Annotated in this window: 16 protein-coding genes; 3 read left to right on the forward strand and 13 right to left on the reverse strand. The window is 70.3% G+C overall.

Annotation, left to right across the window (positions count from 1 at the left end; genetic code table 11):
- Positions 1 to 112: 112 nt before the first annotated feature.
- Positions 113 to 304, forward strand: a complete 192-nt coding sequence (locus GGQ69_RS13185) for a CsbD family protein (protein WP_010143488.1) — start codon at positions 113 to 115, stop codon at positions 302 to 304.
- A 106-nt stretch (positions 305 to 410) separates the two neighbouring features.
- Here GGQ69_RS13185 and GGQ69_RS13190 read toward each other — a convergent pair whose 3' ends face one another.
- The 11 genes from GGQ69_RS13190 to GGQ69_RS13240 all read right to left on the reverse strand — a co-directional run bounded on the left by GGQ69_RS13190 (position 411) and on the right by GGQ69_RS13240 (position 11,642).
- A complete protein-coding gene (locus GGQ69_RS13190; RefSeq protein ID WP_183529246.1) occupies positions 411 to 1,529 on the reverse strand; it encodes an NAD(P)-dependent alcohol dehydrogenase in 1,119 nt (372 codons plus the stop codon).
- A gap of 115 nt (positions 1,530 to 1,644) precedes the next feature.
- Positions 1,645 to 2,331 (reverse strand): NUDIX hydrolase, encoded by a 687-nt coding sequence (locus GGQ69_RS13195; protein WP_183529248.1) that lies wholly within the window; start codon positions 2,329 to 2,331, stop codon positions 1,645 to 1,647.
- Between the two features lie 10 nt (positions 2,332 to 2,341).
- Positions 2,342 to 3,259: a sugar phosphate isomerase/epimerase gene (locus GGQ69_RS13200; RefSeq protein ID WP_183529250.1), complete on the reverse strand. Its 918-nt coding sequence runs from the start codon at positions 3,257 to 3,259 to the stop codon at positions 2,342 to 2,344.
- A 10-nt stretch (positions 3,260 to 3,269) separates the two neighbouring features.
- Complete coding sequence (locus GGQ69_RS13205) at positions 3,270 to 4,049, reverse strand: SDR family NAD(P)-dependent oxidoreductase (protein WP_183529252.1); 780 nt, start codon at positions 4,047 to 4,049, stop codon at positions 3,270 to 3,272.
- 100 nt (positions 4,050 to 4,149) lie between these two features.
- Entirely contained in the window at positions 4,150 to 4,995 is an 846-nt protein-coding gene (locus tag GGQ69_RS13210; RefSeq protein ID WP_183529261.1) for an SDR family NAD(P)-dependent oxidoreductase, read from the reverse strand.
- Between the two features lie 38 nt (positions 4,996 to 5,033).
- Positions 5,034 to 6,026 (reverse strand): sugar ABC transporter substrate-binding protein, encoded by a 993-nt coding sequence (locus GGQ69_RS13215; RefSeq protein WP_183529263.1) that lies wholly within the window; start codon positions 6,024 to 6,026, stop codon positions 5,034 to 5,036.
- Positions 6,027 to 6,094: 68 nt separating this feature from the next.
- Positions 6,095 to 7,081, reverse strand: coding sequence for an ABC transporter permease (locus GGQ69_RS13220; protein ID WP_255459712.1), 987 nt, complete (start codon positions 7,079 to 7,081; stop codon positions 6,095 to 6,097).
- Position 7,082: 1 nt separating this feature from the next.
- Positions 7,083 to 8,615: a sugar ABC transporter ATP-binding protein gene (locus tag GGQ69_RS13225; protein ID WP_183529267.1), complete on the reverse strand. Its 1,533-nt coding sequence runs from the start codon at positions 8,613 to 8,615 to the stop codon at positions 7,083 to 7,085.
- Positions 8,612 to 9,751, reverse strand: a complete 1,140-nt coding sequence (locus GGQ69_RS13230) for a zinc-binding dehydrogenase (protein WP_221243767.1) — start codon at positions 9,749 to 9,751, stop codon at positions 8,612 to 8,614. Before GGQ69_RS13230 ends, GGQ69_RS13225 begins: the two co-directional genes overlap by 4 nt.
- Positions 9,748 to 10,740 (reverse strand): transketolase family protein, encoded by a 993-nt coding sequence (locus GGQ69_RS13235; RefSeq protein WP_183529269.1) that lies wholly within the window; start codon positions 10,738 to 10,740, stop codon positions 9,748 to 9,750. The genes GGQ69_RS13230 and GGQ69_RS13235 overlap by 4 nt, the downstream gene beginning before the upstream one ends.
- Before the next feature lie 2 nt (positions 10,741 to 10,742).
- Entirely contained in the window at positions 10,743 to 11,642 is a 900-nt protein-coding gene (locus GGQ69_RS13240) for a transketolase (protein ID WP_370577188.1), read from the reverse strand.
- A gap of 334 nt (positions 11,643 to 11,976) precedes the next feature.
- On the opposite strand from GGQ69_RS13240, the gene GGQ69_RS13245 reads away from it, so the two are divergent.
- A complete protein-coding gene (locus GGQ69_RS13245) occupies positions 11,977 to 13,506 on the forward strand; it encodes an aldehyde dehydrogenase family protein (RefSeq protein ID WP_183529273.1) in 1,530 nt (509 codons plus the stop codon).
- Positions 13,507 to 13,772: 266 nt separating this feature from the next.
- On the opposite strand, the gene GGQ69_RS13250 is transcribed toward GGQ69_RS13245, so the two are convergent.
- On the reverse strand, positions 13,773 to 15,101 hold the full coding sequence (locus GGQ69_RS13250; protein WP_370577189.1) for an NAD(P)/FAD-dependent oxidoreductase: 1,329 nt from the start codon (positions 15,099 to 15,101) through the stop codon (positions 13,773 to 13,775).
- A gap of 3 nt (positions 15,102 to 15,104) precedes the next feature.
- Positions 15,105 to 15,434 (reverse strand): 2Fe-2S iron-sulfur cluster-binding protein, encoded by a 330-nt coding sequence (locus tag GGQ69_RS13255; RefSeq protein WP_183529275.1) that lies wholly within the window; start codon positions 15,432 to 15,434, stop codon positions 15,105 to 15,107.
- Positions 15,435 to 15,585: 151 nt separating this feature from the next.
- Between GGQ69_RS13255 and GGQ69_RS13260 the strand changes: the two genes are divergently transcribed.
- Positions 15,586 to 16,581, forward strand: coding sequence for a LysR family transcriptional regulator (locus GGQ69_RS13260; RefSeq protein WP_183529277.1), 996 nt, complete (start codon positions 15,586 to 15,588; stop codon positions 16,579 to 16,581).
- The last annotated feature ends 51 nt before the right edge of the window (positions 16,582 to 16,632 follow it).

Below are 16,632 nucleotides of genomic sequence, written 5' to 3' on the forward strand. Positions count from 1 at the left end.
GCCGTCCAGGCGTGTGTGTTCGCCATGGAGGAAACCACCGGCCGGAGGGTTCCCCGTGGACACGCAGGGACATAGGGTGAGAGGACTTGATCGCCGACAGAAGGGAGTGCCCATGGGACTCGGAGACAAGATCAGCAACGCGACCGACAAGGTTGTTGGAGGTGCCAAGGACAAGATTGGCGATGCCACCGACAACCCCGACCTGCAGGCAGAGGGCAAGGCCCAGAACGCCGAGGGCCACGCCAAGCAGGCTGGCGAGAACGTCAAGGACGCCGCCAAGGACCTCAAGGACGGCCTGAAGTAGACCGGCACACCCTCTGAACCAGCGGCTGCGGCCCCGGAACCCGTCATGGGTCCGGGGCCGCAGTGCGTTCTGGCGGAGGAGTCCTCCGTGGGCGGTCCCTCCCCTGTCAGGCCTGGCCGATACGCAGCACGGGCTTGATGGTGGTGCCGGACTTGCTGTCCGCGAAGGCGTCCTCCACCTGGTCGAAGCCGTAGAACTGCACGAGCTCGTCGAACGGGAACCGGCCCTGCTGGTAGAGCGCGATCAGTGCGGGGATGAGTTCCTGGGAGGTGCCCGAGCCGCCGAGCGTGCCGACCACGCGCTTGCCCCACAGCGCGCCGAGGTGGTCCAGGCTGAAGCGGGCCCCGGCCGGGGCGCCACCGATGAGGATGAGCGTGCCGAGCATGCCCACGGCCTCGGCGGCCTCCTCGATGACGGGGATGACACCCGTGCAGTCCAGGGCGTAGTCGGCCGGGCCGCCGCAGATCTCCCGGACGCGCTCCAGGGCGTTCTCGTGCAACGAGTTGATGACGTGGGTGGCACCGTAGCGGGTGGCCAGCTCGAGCCGGGAGTCGTGCAGGTCGATCGCGATGATGGTGGTGGCCGGGGTGTTCCGGGCGGCCATGACGGCGGCCAGCCCGACGGCGCCTGCCCCGTAGACCACGAGCGACTCCCCCGCCCGCGGCCGGGCGGTGTTCAGGACGGCCCCGGCACCAGTGGTGATGCCGCAGGCCAGCACCCCGACCAGGTCCAGCGGCACGTCCTTGTCCACCGTCACCAGGGCGTTGGCGTTGGCCAGTGAGTAGGTGGCGAAGGAGGACTGGCCGAAGAAGTGACCGGAGAGCGAGGAGCCGTCCGCGCGGGTGTAGGCGGAGGTGCCGGCCTGGGGCCCGACGAACCGCCGGCCGCTGACCACGGCCGGGCCGAGCAGCTCGCAATAGCGGTGCTCGCCGCGGCGGCAGTTGCGGCACTGCCCGCAGTAGGGCCAGCCCATGATGACGTGGTCACCCACCGCCACGGAGGTGACGCCCTCGCCCACAGCCTCCACCACGCCGGATCCCTCGTGGCCGAGGACGCCCGGCAGTGGCAGCGGCATGTCACCGGCCTGGGTGATCGCGTCCGTGTGGCAGACGCCCGAGGCCACCACCCGCACCAGGGCCTCGCCCGGACCGGGCTGCTGCAGCTCCAGTTCCTCCTTGGTGAAGGGGGCATTGGTCTCCTCGACGACGAGGGCTTCGATCTTCATGGGGAACTCCTGTGTTCTCGTGGGTCGCAGGGCGCCGCAGCCGAGAGCTGCGGGGTCATGGGGCCGGGACCGTCCGCGTCCGGGATGGACGTCTCCGCTCCGTACCGTAGGCCGTTCAGGCCATGATGGGCACGGGATGGTAGCCGTCCGGACGCCGGCGGTAGACGCGGGCCGGCCGGCCCAGCCCGCTGCCGCCGGGCGGCATGGCCCGGATGTCCAGGGCCTCCAGCTGGGGTTCCATGGCCCGGCGGAAGGTGTCCTTCTGGTGCGGGGCCCCCGCGACGGCGTCGTGGACCTGACGCAGCTGGGTCATGGTGAACTCGTCGTCCAGCAGGCACCACGGGTCCGGTGTCTGGCCGTACTCCCACCGCACCATCCGCACGCCCCAGCCGATGATCTCGTCGTGGCTGAACGGCAGCCCGTGCACCTGGTCCACCGCCCGCAACTGTCCGTGGCCGTGCTCCAGGGCCAGTTCCAGGGCGGCCAGCGGCACCACGTCCAGGTGGGTGACCGTCAGGACCCAGCCCCGGTCATCGCGCTCCGGATCGTCGAAGACGTGCAACTGCCGCGGCGAGCGCCCCCGGACGTGCATCCTGGTCTCCAGGCACCTCAGCACGGCATCGCCCAGGCGTTCGCGCTCGCGCAGCATGGTGCCCGGCAGCATCCACTCCCCGGCATGGCGGCCCTCGTCCCGGCGGCGCAGGACGACCTTGAGCTCCCCGTCGGCCACCGTCAGCAGGACCACGTCCGCGGCCACCGAGGGCCGGGGGTAGGACAGCAGGTCATCACGCTCGGGCACCATGCCTCCCAATCTAGCCAGAGCGGTGGCAATTCCCGGTCCCGGTACGGGCGGCGTCGCGGGCGAAGAGAACAGCGGCATCATGGACGAACTCCTCTCCCGTGGCGAACGTGGTGTCCCAGATCCTCAGTGCGTCGGCCACCGGTTCCTGCATGAGGGACCGGCTGAACCCCTCCACCCCGAAACGCCCGGTGTAGCCCAGGGACAGGGTGTCCTCGAGCACGCGGGCCAGGTCCAGGCTGCCGGTCGAGAGCAGTCCGCGGGAGGACTGGCCGAACTCCAGGTACCCCAGGTACGGCAGGGCGTGGGCGACGGCCCCCACCAGGTCGGCCTCCTCGATGGCCATGTGGAAGGTGTCCAGGTGGATCCTCAGGTGGCGCGAACCGGACAGCTCCACGAAGCGCACGGCCTGGGCGGCGGTGTTGAGCACGGAGGTCTCGTAGCGGTTCACGACCTCGAAGGTCATCATGATCCCCGCGGCGGCGGCCTCCTCCGCCACGTCCCCGACGAGTTCGGCGACGCGCGCCACGTCGGCCCCGGAGGGCCGGGACGCCGCGTCCCCGTGCACCCCGTAGGGCACCCCGTTCAGCTGGTCCCCGCCCATCCTCGCGGTCAGGTCCACGAAGCGCCGCAACTGCTCGAAACCCCGGCGCCGGACGTGCGGGTCCTCGGACCCGACGTTCGCCTCCGGGGACTGGACGGCCATGGTGATGGGGGCCAGTCCGGCGTCGCCGATCCGCCGGGCCAGGTCCGCCACGCCCCGGCTGGACGGGTCCACCGGGCCCAGCACCACGCGCCGGTAGCCGGCGTCGCGCAGCACCGGCAGGCTGCGGGCGAACTCGGGGCTGAACGGGTCCGTGGTGAAGGCCGCACTCTGGCAGGCCAGGTCCACCGCCAGTCCCGGGCGGCCCTGGACCTCGGCCGTGGCCATGGCCGACACCTCAGAACACCGGGAGTTCGAAGCGGTGCTTGAACACGGAGTAGCCGTCGTCCACGTGCACCACGGTGCCGTTCATGGCGTTGGAGTCCTCCGAGAACAGGAACGCCACCACGTTGGCGATCTCCTCCGGTTCCGTCATCGTGTCCCGGAGCTGCTCCGAGGCGAACAGCTCCCGCAGGTGCTGCGGGAACTGCTGGATGATGGCGGTGTTGGCACGCCCGGGGGTGATGGCCAGGACGCGGGTGCCGTGCTCGGCCAGCTCGTAGGCGGCGGAGCGGGTGAAGGAGATGACCGCCGCCTTGGCCGCGCTGTAGGAGAAGGAGAGCTCGGCGGCCTGCTCACCGTAGATGGAGGACGTGTTGACGATGACCCCGCCGCCGCCCTGTCTCACGAACTGGCGGGCCGCGGCGAGGATCCCGTAGTAGACCCCGTCCTGGTCGATCCGGATCATCGGGTGGTAGTCCCGTTCCGGGTCATGGTCCAGCAGCGGCCTACCGCCGGCGATGCCCGCGTTGTTGAAGATCCCGTCCAGGCGGCCGAAGGCGTCCACCGCGGACTGGACCGCCTGCTCGACGGCGGCGAAGTCCGAGACGTCCACCGCCACGGCGCGGGCCCGGCCGCCCTTGGCCGTGACCTCGTCGGCCACCTGCTGGGCACCCTCCAGGTTCAGGTCGGCCACGATCACGCTGGCGCCCTTCTCGGCGCAGCGGAGGACGGTGGCCCGCCCGATGCCGCTGGCGCCGCCGGTGATCAGCAGGACTTTGTCGTGCAGGGTGGTCATGGGTTCTCCTTGGATGGCGAGGGGTGGATGCGTTGGGTCCGGTGGGAGTGCCGCCGTGGCAGGGCACCCCCACCGGTGTCAGGGGTCGCGCCGGGCGCGATCAGAACATGGTGTGGGACAGGGCCAGCGCCCCGCCGTCCACGGCCAGGACGGCGCCGGTGACGAAGGAGTTGCCGGGGGCCACGAGGAACAGCATCGGGGCCTGGATCTCCCCCATGGTGCCCATGCGGGCCAGCGGGATGGTCTCCTCCCACATCCGCTCCCCGGCCTCGTCCAGGACGGCGTCCCCGCCGATCCGGGTCCCCTTGAAGGGGCCGGGGGCGATCACGTTCACGCGGATGCCCCGCGGGGCCAGTTCCAGTGCCGCCTGACGGGCCAGGTTGATGATCCCGGCCTTCGTGGCCCCGTAGGCGTAGGAGACCATGGGGTCCGTCCGCAGTCCCGCGGTGGAGGACGTCACCAGGATCCGGCCGCCCTCGGGCAGCACGCGGGCCGCGGCCCGGACGGTCTCGAACGTGCCGTGGAGGTTGGTGGCCACCACGTTGCGCCACTCCTCGTCCGTGTACCGGCCGATGGCTCCCTCCTCGGTCCGGTAGCTGCCGCCCCCGGCGATGCCGGCATTGGCCACCACCACGGTCGGCCGGCCCACCTCGGCCACGACCCGCTCCAGGACCTGTTCGAAGGCCCCGGCCTCGGCCAGGTCGGCCGCGTAGGCGTGGGCGGTCCCCCCGGTGGCGGTGATCGCCTCCCGGACCTCGTCCAGCCGGGACTGGTCCCGGCCCAGCACGACCACCGTGGCGCCCGCGTCCGCGTAGATCTCGGCGGCCGCCCGCCCGATGCCGCTCGAGGCTCCGGTGACCACGACGACGTCGTCGTGCATCGAGAACAGCTCGAGGATCCGGTCGGTCCCGGTGGCGGGGCGTGAACCCTGGTCAGTGGTGGTCATGAGAGGCCTTTCTCGTCGGAGGTGGTGGTTGGCGGGGTTCACATGGACGGGGTGAAGTCGTCCGCGTTGCCACGGTCGATCAGCTCGCCCTCGACCTCCACGAAGTTCTCCTGCGGCAGGGTGCCGTCGGCGCGGTAGGCCTCGATGTCCTCCACCACGCGGTCCACCACGGAGAACCAGTCCTGGTGCACGGAGGCGTAGAACGGCCCGTCCTTCTTGATCTCCTCGACGGCCACGCCGAGGGCGTCCACCCCGGTGACGTAGATGTCGTCCCGGCCGGCCTCGCTGATGGCCTGCGCGGCGCCGAGGGCGGCGTGGTCCCAGCCGACCCAGACGCCGTCCAGGCCCTCCGGGTTGGCCTGGAGGAAGTCGGTGACGAACTTCAGGGCCTCCTCCTGGGAGGTGGCCGGGTTCAGTGCCTGCTTCATCTCGCCGCCGGCGATGTTGGCGCCGGCCTCCTCGAGCATGTCCATGGCCAGGTTGCTGCGGGTCATGATCCCGATGTGCGGGTCATGGCCGATGACCATGACGTCCTTGCCCTGCAGACCGCCCATGGCCTCGTCCAGGGCGCCCACCGTGAGTTCGGCGAGCTGGTCCTGGTCGAAGGTCACGTCCTCCACGAAGTCCTCGTTGGGCTCCACGCCGCCGTCGATCGAGAAGATCGGGATCTCGGCGCCCTCGGCGGCGTTGACGAGCGGGGCGATCTGCCGGGGGTCGGGGAACCCGGCCAGGATGACGTCCGCCCCCTGGGTGATGGCGGACTGCATGTCCGAGTTGATCTTGTCGTAGTCGAAATCGCTGGTGTACAGGGTGACGTCCCAGCCCTTGGCCTTGCCCTCCTCGACGAACTTGTCGAGGGTCAGCTTGCCGCCCGGGGTGCCGTAGCCGGCGGTGAAGGCGGCGACCTTGAAGACGCCGTCGTCAGCGGCGCCGCCGGTGCCGGCAGCGGCGTTGGGGTCGTCGGAGCATCCGGTCAGCGCCAGCAGGCCGGCGGCGAGGAGTCCTGCAGTGATCGTCAGTCGGGTACGCATGGTGTTCTCCGTGGGGATGGGGCCGCGCGGGAGCGGCCGGTGGGGGGTGGGGATGGGGAGGGGCCCGGTCAGGCGTTCTTGGACTTCAGCGAGGACGTGAGCACCGCGGCGATGATGATGATGCCGGTGAGGACCTGCTGGATGTAGGTGTTGACGCCCACGATGTTCAGGCCGTTCTGCAGGACGCCGATGATCCCGACACCCACGAGGGTGCCGCCGATGTTGGCCTGCCCGGACTTGAGCAGGGTCATGCCGAGGAAGGCCGCCGCGACCGCGAGCATCATGTAGTCGTTGGCGCTGGTGGAGCTGGCGCTGGAGAGCCGGCTCACCAGGATGATGCCACCCAGGGCCGAGGCGAAACCGGCGACGGTGAAGGCCAGCAGGACGTTGAGGCGGACGTTCACGCCGGACAGCCTGGCCACCTCGGAGTTGCCGCCCACGGCGTACCAGCGCCGGCCCACCGTGGTGTACCGGAGGATGACCCAGATGACGGCGGCCACGATCAGGGCGAAGAACACGGGCATCGGGATGCCGGCGAGACGGGTCTGGCCGATCCAGTTGAAGGACTCGGGCATGCCGTACAGCGTGGTGCCGTCCGTGACGATGAACGCCAGCCCGCCCACCGTGGTCATCGTGGCCAGCGTGGCCACGATCGCCGAGATCCCCAGGTAGGCGACGAGGATGCCGTTGACGATGCCGACCAGGGTCCCGACGAGGACGCCCACGACGATCGCCATGGAGACGGGCATCCCGTTGATCATCAGTGCGGACGCCGTGGCGCCCGCGAGCGTGGCCGTGGTGCCCACGGACAGGTCGAAGTGGCCGGTGACCATCACGACCGTCTGGGCCGCGGCGATGATCGTCAGGATGGCCACCTGGGCGAGGATGTTCGTCATGTTCCCGAAGCTCAGGAACGCGGCGGGGCGCAGGATGCCGAAGACGACGATGAGCGCGACCAGGGCGATGATCGTCCCGCCCTGCCACAGCATCTGGGACATCTGCGTCTTGTCCTGCGGGACCTCGACGGCGGGGACGGTGTCAGTGGTCTGGGCCATCTCAGGCCTTCCTTCCATAGCAATAGGAGAGGAGGAGTTCCTCGTCGGCGCCCGCTGCGGGCACCTCTCCGGAGACCCGCCCCTCGTGCATGATGAGGATCCGGTCGGACAGCCCGATGAGTTCGGGCAGTTCGGAGCTCACCGCGATGATGGTGGTGCCGGCCGCCGCGAGGGCGCGGATGAGCCGGTAGATCTCCGCCTTGGTCCCCACGTCGATGCCTCGCGTGGGTTCGTCCAGGAGCAGGACCCTCGGATGGCGGGCCAGCATCTTGGCCAGGACGACCTTCTGCTGGTTCCCGCCGGAGAGCAGGCCGACCTGCTGGCGCGGACCGCGGGTCTTGATGCGCAGGTCGGCGATGCCCTCGCGGGCCAGCCTGGCGATGCCGCTGGCGGAGACCCAGCCGGCGTTGCTGACCCGGGAGAGGTTCGCGATGGCGATGTTGTCCTGGATCGTGGCCCCCAGCGAGACGCCCTGGCTGCGCCGTTCCTCCGGCACCAGGGCGATGCCGTGCTCCAGGGCCCGGCCCACGCCCCGCGAACCGGCAAGCTCCCGGCCCTCCACGGCGATGGTTCCTTCCGTGCGCCTCTGGTCTCCGGCGAGCAACCGCATCAGCTCGCTGCGGCCGGAGCCGGCCAGCCCGCCGATGCCGAGCACCTCACCCGCGTGGGCCGAGAAGGACAGGTCCTTCACCTTGTTCCCGTGCAGCCCGGTCACCTCGAGGACCACGCGGTCCGTGGCCGTGCCCCGCTCGGGGAACAGGTCCTCGGCCGAGCGGCCGACCATGGTGGAGATGACCTCGTCGATCGTCATCTCCGCCACGTCCCTGGTCACGATGGTCTGACCGTTGCGCATGATGGTCACGCGGTCGCAGAGCTCGAAGACCTCCTCGAGGCGGTGGGAGACGTAGACGATCCCCACGCCGTCCGCGCGCAGGGCGCGGAGTACGGCGAAGAGGTCCCTGATCTCGGTGTCCGTCAGGGCGGCGGTCGGCTCGTCGAGGATCAGCACGCGGGCGTCCGCGGCCAGGGCCCGGGCCACCGAGACCATGGTCTGCTGCACCGGGGAGAGCCGCCCGGCCAGCCGGCGCAACGGGATGTGCCCCTGGTTGAGGCGGTCCAACTGCCGGCGGGCCTCCCGGTAGAGCCGGTTCCAGCTGATGAGGCCGCCGGAGCTCGGGGTCCGTTCGCCCAGCAGGATGTTCTCGGCCACGCTGATGGTCGGCACGATCGAGGTCTCCTGGTACAGGGCGACCACGCCGGAGTGGTGAGCGTCCCGGACCCCGGAGAACCGGACCTCCTCACCGGCGGACTCGATCCGGCCGTCATCGGGCTGGTGCACCCCGGTCAGGACCTTGATCAGCGTGGACTTGCCGGCCCCGTTCTCGCCCAGCAGGGCGTGGATCTCCCCGGGCCGAACCTCCAGGCGGGCCTCCGTGAGCGCGGCGACGCCCTCGAAGTGCTTGGAGATCCCCTCCGCGCGCAGGGCCAGTCGCTCCGCCTGGGGGACGACGGGGTCTGCCGTGGCGGTGCTCATCGGCCCTCCACCTGGTCGTCGGAGGGATCGGCGAGGTCGTTGCAGCGGATGACGACCTTCGGATACCGGCCGCTCAGGTGCACCTGGAAGGCCTCGGCGGCCTGCTCGAGATCGATCACGGACTCCAGGAAGGGGTCCAGGTCCAGTTCGTCCAGCAGGCGCACGGCCCGGGGGAACGTGTACGGGGAGACGAACACCCCGGTCAGGGTGAGCTCCTTGCGGTACAGGTGGTCGGAGAGGTTCAGGGGCAGCTCGTAGTCCTCGGGGTACATGGCCCCGTAGACCACCGTCCCGCCCGGTGCGGCGATGTCCAGGAGCCCGGCCACCGCGTGGCGGGAGCCCGAGGCGTCGATCACGACGTCGAACCCCGCCCCCGCGGTGATCTCCCGGGCGCGCTCGGGGAGGGACTCGGCGGTCGGGTCGACCACGTGGCGCGCCCCGAAGCGCCCGGCGAGCTCGCGCCGCTCGGCGATCGGCTCGATCATCGTCAGCGAGGTGGCCCCGTAGCGGTGCATCAGCTGCAGGGCCAGCTGGCCGATCGGCCCGCCCCCGCAGATCGCCACGCGGTCCCCCGGGCGGATCCGGGTCTTGTCCGCGATCCGCACGGCCACCGACGTCGGCTCCAGCAGGCAGCCCTTCAGCAGCGAGACCCCGTCCGGCAGCCGGTAGACCTGGGACTCGTGCCAGACGACCGATCGGGCCATGCCCGGGCGGTTGTACTCGCCGAGGTTCTCGCAGAACTGCTGGCGTCCGTCCTGGCAGGGCGGGCAGGTCCCGCAGAACCGGATGAAGTTGCCGGACACCCGGTCCCCCACGGCCAGGTCCGTGCGGCGCACCGCAGAACCGATCTCGGCGATGACGCCGGAGATCTCGTGGCCCAGTCCGATCGGCACCTCGGTGCCGAAGAACCCCTCGGCCAGGTGGGGGTCCGAACCGCAGATCGCCGCGTAGGCGACGGTGATGCGCACGTCCTCCGGGCCGACCTCGTCCGCGGGGAAGGCGACGACGCCGATCTCCCCGCGCCGGCCGGCGTCGGGATCCCGCAGGCTGCCGATCCTCGTGACGGCGACCGTCTCCACCTCCCGCGGCGCGGTGGCCGCCCCGGCGGCGCCGGTCATGCTCGAGGTGGTGGTCATGACGCCCCGCCCTTCGCACCGGCGACCGCGAGGGCCGCGTCCACCGTGGCCGTCAGGCCGTAGCCGTGCTTGTCCCGCAGCTCGGTGTCCTCACCGAAGCCGGCGAACACCTGCGGGATGCCGAGCCGCCGGAAGCCCTCGAGCCGGACGCCGCGGTCCACGAGGACGTCGGAGATCCGCGAGGCCAGGCCGCCGTAGGCCAGGTGGTCCTCGACCACCACGAACCGGCCAGTCTCCTCTGCGCAGCGCAGGACGAGGTCCTCGTCGATCGGCTTGAGGGTGAACATGTCCACCACGCGGGCGTCGAGCCCGTGCTCGGCGGCGAGGACCTCGGCCGCCTCCAGGGCCTGGGACACGGTCTCACCGTGGGCGAAGATCGTCAGGTCGCCACCCTCCCGGGCCGTGATGCCCTTGCCGATCTCGATCCGCACGCTGCCGGGCTCGTAGACCACCTTGTCCTTCTTGCCGACGGCGAGGCGGATGTACAGGGGGCCGGTCATGTCCATGGACTGGCGCAGCACCTCGCCGACCATGAGCGGGTCGCCGATGGAGGTGACGGTCATGTTCACCAGGGAGGTCATCAGGCCCAGGTCCTCCACGGCGTAGTGCGTGGAGCCGCCGTTGCCGACGAGGCCGCCGTGCGTGCCGACGATCTTCACCGGCAGGTTGGGATAGCAGATGTCCGAGCGCACCTGTTCGAGGGCGCGCATGCTCAGGAACGGGAGCATGCCGGAGACCACGGGGATGTTGCCCTCCGCGGCCAGGCCCGCCGCGATGCCGACGCAGGCCTGCTCGGACAGCCCGACGTCCACGAACCGGTCCGGGTAGGTGTCCCGGAACTCCACGAGGGTGGCCCCGATGTCCGGGGTGAGCACCCACAGGTTGTCATGGTCCTGCCCGAGCTCCTTGAGCGTCTGGCCGATGACCGTGCGCGAGGAGAGCAGGTCCCCGAAGGTGAACGAGGTTATCTGTTCGGTGGTGGCCGCCATGGTCATGCCGCCTTTCGTCCGTCGGCCAGCGAGGCCAGGGCCCGCTGCAGGTCCTTGTCGTTGAGCGAGCCGGCATGCCAGGCCAGGTTCCGCTCCATGAAGTCCACGCCCTTGCCCTTGACGGTCTCGCAGATGACCACCGTGGGGGTGTCCGAGTCCGGGTCCGGGAGGGCGTCGAAGGCCTCGACCAGTGCGCCCATGTCATGCCCGTCGACCTCGATCACGTTCCAGCCGAAGGCCCGCCACTTGTCCGGGTACGGCTCGAGCCTCACGCGCTCCTCGGAGAAGCTGGTCATCAGCTGGCGGTTGCGGTCGATGAAGGCCACGAGGTTGCCCAGGTCGTTGCTGCGCGCGGCCAGGGCGGCCTCCCACACGGACCCCTCCCCGGTCTCGCCGTCCCCCATCAGGGTGAAGACCCGGTGCGCCATGGCGTTGCGCCGCCCGTGCAGGGCCATCCCGGTGGCCAGCGGCAGGCCGTGGCCCAGGGAGCCGGTGGAGACCTCCACCCCCGGCAACTGCACCTTGCAGGGGTGCATGCCGTAGGCGGAGTCGAGCCGGCCGTAGGTCCGGACGATCTCCTCGTAGTCGAAGAAGCCGCGGATGGCCATGGCGATGTACATGCAGACGGCGGCATGGCCCTTGCTCAGCACGAACCGGTCGCGCTCCGGGTTCCGCAGGTCCTGCGGGTCGACGTGCATGCCGTACTGGAACAACAACGTGAATATGTCCGCCGAGGAAAGGTCTCCTCCGATGTGGACGGCACCGTCGTATTCTCCGCAGAGAAGAAGCAATTTCTCCCGCAGCTCATACGCCTTGTCTTCGAGTTCGGTGACGCTGAGAGCAGGACGAGTGATCGTCTGTGGCATTTGATCCCCCAAGGGAATTCGATATTCCAGCGACATCGCTGAAACGTGATCTATGTCACCGAGGAGACTACGGGCCGCGCACTCCTGAGACAAGAGGCAATTCACTCAATTCTGCGCAATCTCTCTGACCGCCGTCCGACCAGCGAATTCACGCGCTTCGTCGTGAGCACCCCCGCAGCACGCCGGCCTCCCGCCCTCCCGCCCTTGACGTGACCCAGCTCACCTTGGTTCACTATCGAGAGAGTGATTTAGCCGCTGCCTGCGCGCACCGCTCCGCCGGGACGTTGTCTCATGAGGAATCCCGGTTCTGATCAGTAACTATTCGTTTATCGCCAGTCCCCCTGCCTATTCCTGTCCCGAAAGAGGCGCCATGACCGACACCAGCACCAGCCCTCATCCCGCGGCATCGACCGAGGCCCCGGTCCGCACCCCGCTGTTCTACGGCGGCCGGGAGCATCCGGCGGAGCGCACGCTGACGATCACCAACCCGGCCCGTCCGTCCGAGGTGGTCGGCGAGGCCGCCGCCGCCACCCGGGAGCAGGCCCTGGAGGCCGTGGCCGCGGCGAAGGCCGCCTTCCCGGCCTGGGCCGGTCTCTCCGCCGAAGAACGCGCGGCACACCTGGCCGGGGCCGCGGACGCGATCATGCAGGACTCCGAGACCGAGGCCGCGATCCTGTCCGCCGAGAACGGCAAGGTCGTCGGCGAGTCCACCTTCGACCTGATGGGACTGGTCCAGCGCACCGAGCTCGCCTGCGGCCTGGTCGAGGAGGTCGACGCCGTCGAGACCCTGCCCGGCCCGCCCACCGAGGTGCTCGTCTCCCACAAGCCCATGGGCGTGGTGACCATCATCGTCCCGTTCAACTGGCCCATCGCCATCCTCGGCGCCTCGCTGCCTTACGCCCTGATGGCCGGGAACACCGTGGTGGTCAAGCCGCCGCCCTCCTGCCCGCTGGCCACCACCCGCGCCGTGCAGCGCATGGCCGAGCGGTTGCCGGCCGGGGTGCTCAACGTGGTCACCGGCGAGGACGCCGAGATCGGCGAGGCCCTGGTCTCCAACGAGGACGTGGCCAAGGTCTGCTTCACCGGCTCCGTGCGCGGCGGCAAGCGCATCATGGCCATGGCCGCCGAGTCCCTGACCAATGTCACCCTGGAGCTGGGCGGCAACGACGCGGTGCTGATCCTGCCCGACGCCGAGTTCACCGAGCAGGGCCTGGACCTGCTGTTCATGGGGATCTTCGGCACCACGGGCCAGGTGTGCATGAACGCCAAGCGCATCTACGTCCACTCCTCCAAGCGGGACGAGTTGGTCGCCGAGCTCACCCGGCGCCTGGAGCAGGTGCAGATCGGGCCGGCCTCGGACCCGGCCACCACCATGGGCCCGTTCCACCAGAGGGCCCAGCTGCAGTTCGTCACCGAGCTGGTCCAGGAGGCCAAGGACGCCGGCGCCGACGTCCGCGAGTTCGGGCAGCTGCCCGGGGGCGACTGGGCGGAGGGCAACTTCATGCGCCCCTCGCTCGTCCTGGACCCGGACCCGTCCCTGCGCGTGGTCACCGAGGAGCAGTTCGGCCCGACCATCCCGATCATCACCTTCGAGGACGTGGAGGAGGGCATCCGGATGGTCAACGACACGCAGTACGGCCTGTGCAACTCCGTGTGGACCTCCAACGAGGACACCGCCCGCGAGGTCGGCGCCCGGCTGCAGGCCGGCTACGTCTTCCACAACACCCACGGGCCGGCCCTGCTGGACCAGCGCGCCCCCTTCGGCGGCATCAAGCAGTCCGGCATCGGCCGCGAGATGGGCACCATCGGACTCCGCAACTTCCAGGAACCGCACGCCCTCGGGCTCCTCAAGGCCGGCGGCCCTGCCCCGGACGCGGACGAGGCCCCGCCGGCCGCCTGAGGCCAGAGGCCCTACGGCACACACGTGCGGCGCCGGTCATCGCCCCTCGCCGGGGGCAGTGGCCGGCGCCGCCGTGTGTGCCAGAGCAGCGAAACGTACCCGGAGCGTTCTCTCGGCTTCCCGATGAAGCCTCTGTCATCGCTGAGAGGACATCGCACCTTGCGCACCCGCCCGGACCAGTCCTCTCAGTGATGACGGATGGGTACACGATGCCGTACCGCGTCCGGGCCTCGGGGTGCTCATGACCAGGTGCCCGCATCCGGGGCTCAGGCGGGAACCGGTGCGGTGGCGTGTTCCTTCCAGGCGGCCCGGAGGCTGAATCCCTCGGCCAGGGCCTGCTCACGGGTGATCGTGATGCCCCGGGCGAGGATCTTGCGGGCCGCGAGGTGGTCGCCGGGCATGTTCACCGACTCCACCGCGGCCAGGATCCCGTCCCGGAAACAGAACACCGAGAACGTCGCGGCCTCGGGGTCCCCGACCACCACGGTCTCGTCTTCCGGGCGGACGATGTTGGCCATCTGCAACCGGAACGGCCCCTGGGTGGACCAGAACCACGGCAGTTCGGTGTACGGGCTCTCCTCGCCGAGGATGACCCGGGCCACGTGCCGGGCCTGGTCGGTGGCGTTCTGCACCGACTCCAGCCTGAACGGGCTCCCGGCCTGCACGCAGGGGAAGTTCGCACAGTCCCCGATCGCGTACACATCCCGGTCCCGGGTGCGCAGGTGTGCATCGACCACGATCCCGTTGTCGGTCTCCAGCCCGGCCGCCGCCGCCAGCCCGTCGTTGGGCTGGACCCCGACGCCGGCCACCACCAGGTCGGCCGGGTACCGGTCCCCCGTGGTCGAGACGGCGACGGCCACCCGGCCATCGCCCCCGGCCTCGAAGGACTCGATGCCCTCCCCCAGACGCAGGTCGATACCCAGGCCCCGGTGCGCGCCGGCGAACCAGTCCCCGAGCACGGGGGTGAGCGCCCGGCCCATCGGACGCGGGGCGAACTCCAGGACGGTGACGTGACAGCCGCGCTCCAGGGCCGCCGTCGCGAACTCCAGGCCGATGAACCCGGCGCCGATCACCACGACGTCCCGCGCGGCGCCCAGGGCTGCCCCCAGGGCCTGGGCATCGGCCACGGTGCGCAGCCCGTGAATCCCCGGCAGCTCAACACCCGGCGTGGTCAACTGACGATTGCGGGCACCAGTGGCGAACACCAGGGACTGGTAGCGCAGCTCGGTGCCGTCCGCCATGTGCACGGTCTTGGTCACCCGGTCCACGGCCGTGGCGGTGACCCCGGCGAGCAGGGTGATCCCCCGCTCCGCGCAGAACCCCGGGCCACGCAGCGGCAACGGCTCCGCCGGCGTACCCTCCGGGCGGGGCCTGAGGTAGTCCTTGGACAGCGGCGGCCGCTGATAGGGCAGTCCCGGCTCCTCCGCCACGATCGTCACCGAGCCTTCGAACCCCTCGTCCCGCAGCGACGCCGCGGCCTGCAGGCCGGCCTGGCCACCGCCGATGATGACCACACCGGGGGTGTCCGCAGCGGTGCCGACCCGGGGGGCGGCCGAGGAGGTCTCGTTCACGTGTCCGTTCAGCGTCTCGGTCACGGCTCAGACCTGCTCGTCCGGAACGTCGACCTCAATACACTCCAGGCCAGGGGTGCCGACCTCGATCTGGCACCCCAGCCGGCTACGCCGGGCATCGCGCTCGGCGGCCGTGACCTCGAGCATCTCCTCCTCGTCCTCCCCGATCTCCGGGAGCGCGTCCACGTAGTCCTCGTGGACGTAGACGTGACAGGTGGCGCACATCGCCTGGCCGCCGCACTCCCCCACGATCCCGGGCACATCGTTCCTCAAGGCCGCCTGCATGATGCGGGCCGGCTTCTCCAGCTCGACGACCTGGGTCTGGCCGTCGGCCTGGTGATACGTGATGGTGGGCATGCCGCCTCCTGGAGGGCGCGGACCCGTCCGGGCAGTGCACGGGCGGCCGCGGGGATTGATGGGCCTTTCGCTCCATCGTCCGCTGGACAGCACATCGCGACAACAGGAAAGATCAGGGAATCATCATCGGTTGAGTCGATAAAGGATGACCGTGCCCCTCCCCTTCACCCTGCGACAGCTCGAGGTCTTCGACGCCGTCGTCCGCGCCGGTTCGCTGTCCGCGGCCGCACGGGAGCTGACGACGGCCCAGTCGTCGGTGTCCGCCGCCGTCGACGAGCTCGAGCGGCAGATCGGCCAGCACCTGCTGGTCCGCCGCAGGGCCCACGGCGTGTGGCCGACGGCGGCCGGGCGTCAACTGCATCGTGAGGCCCGCGCCATCCTGCGGGCGGCAGACGAGGCCGGCCGCGTCCTGCAGGAGAGGGACGGCCACCTGCGCGGTCCCCTCACCGTGGGCATCTACCAGACCCTGGCGCCCTACATCCTGCCGACGATCCTGGGGGACTTCGCGGCGGAACATCCCGGTGTGGAGCTGTCCTTCGAGGAGGTGCGACACGCAGACCTCCTGGCGGGCCTGACGGCGGGGACCATCGACGTGGGTTTCACCTACCTTCTGGAGACACCCGAGGGCATCAGCCACCAACCGGTGCTCACCCGACCCACCCATGTCCTGCTCCCGGCAGGGCACCGGTTGGCGGGCCGGCAGGAACTGACGAAGGCCGACATCGCCGAGGAACCGCTGATCCTGCTCGGCGATGCCCCGAGCATGCTCAACACCCGGCGCGTCCTGGAACTGACGGAGAACGACCCGAGGATCGCCTGGGTGACCTCGTCCCTGCCGCTGACCCGGGCACTGGTCGGCAAGGGGCTCGGTATCTCCGTCCTCGTCCAACCCGACGCCTCACCGTGGACCGTGGACGGTCACGAGGTCGTGGAGATCCCCCTCGTCGACGCGGAACGGGTCACGGTGTACATGACCTGGCTCGCCCCGGCGGAACGCCGCCGCCCGCCACGCCGCGTCACCGAACTGGTGAACTTCCTGCACGCCTCCCTCGAGCCCCGCATCCAGGCGATCGCCACCCGGCGTGAGGCCGCGACGACGCTCCTGCGAGCGGACGCGGCTCCCACGGAGCCCGAAGACGTTGCCTGACGGAGTGAGCCGTGCAACACTGAGTTGCAATTGCAACTTGAAGTGATCGCC

The organism is Micrococcus sp. TA1 (genome assembly GCF_014199555.1).
Classification (GTDB): Bacteria; Actinomycetota; Actinomycetes; order Actinomycetales; family Micrococcaceae; genus Citricoccus.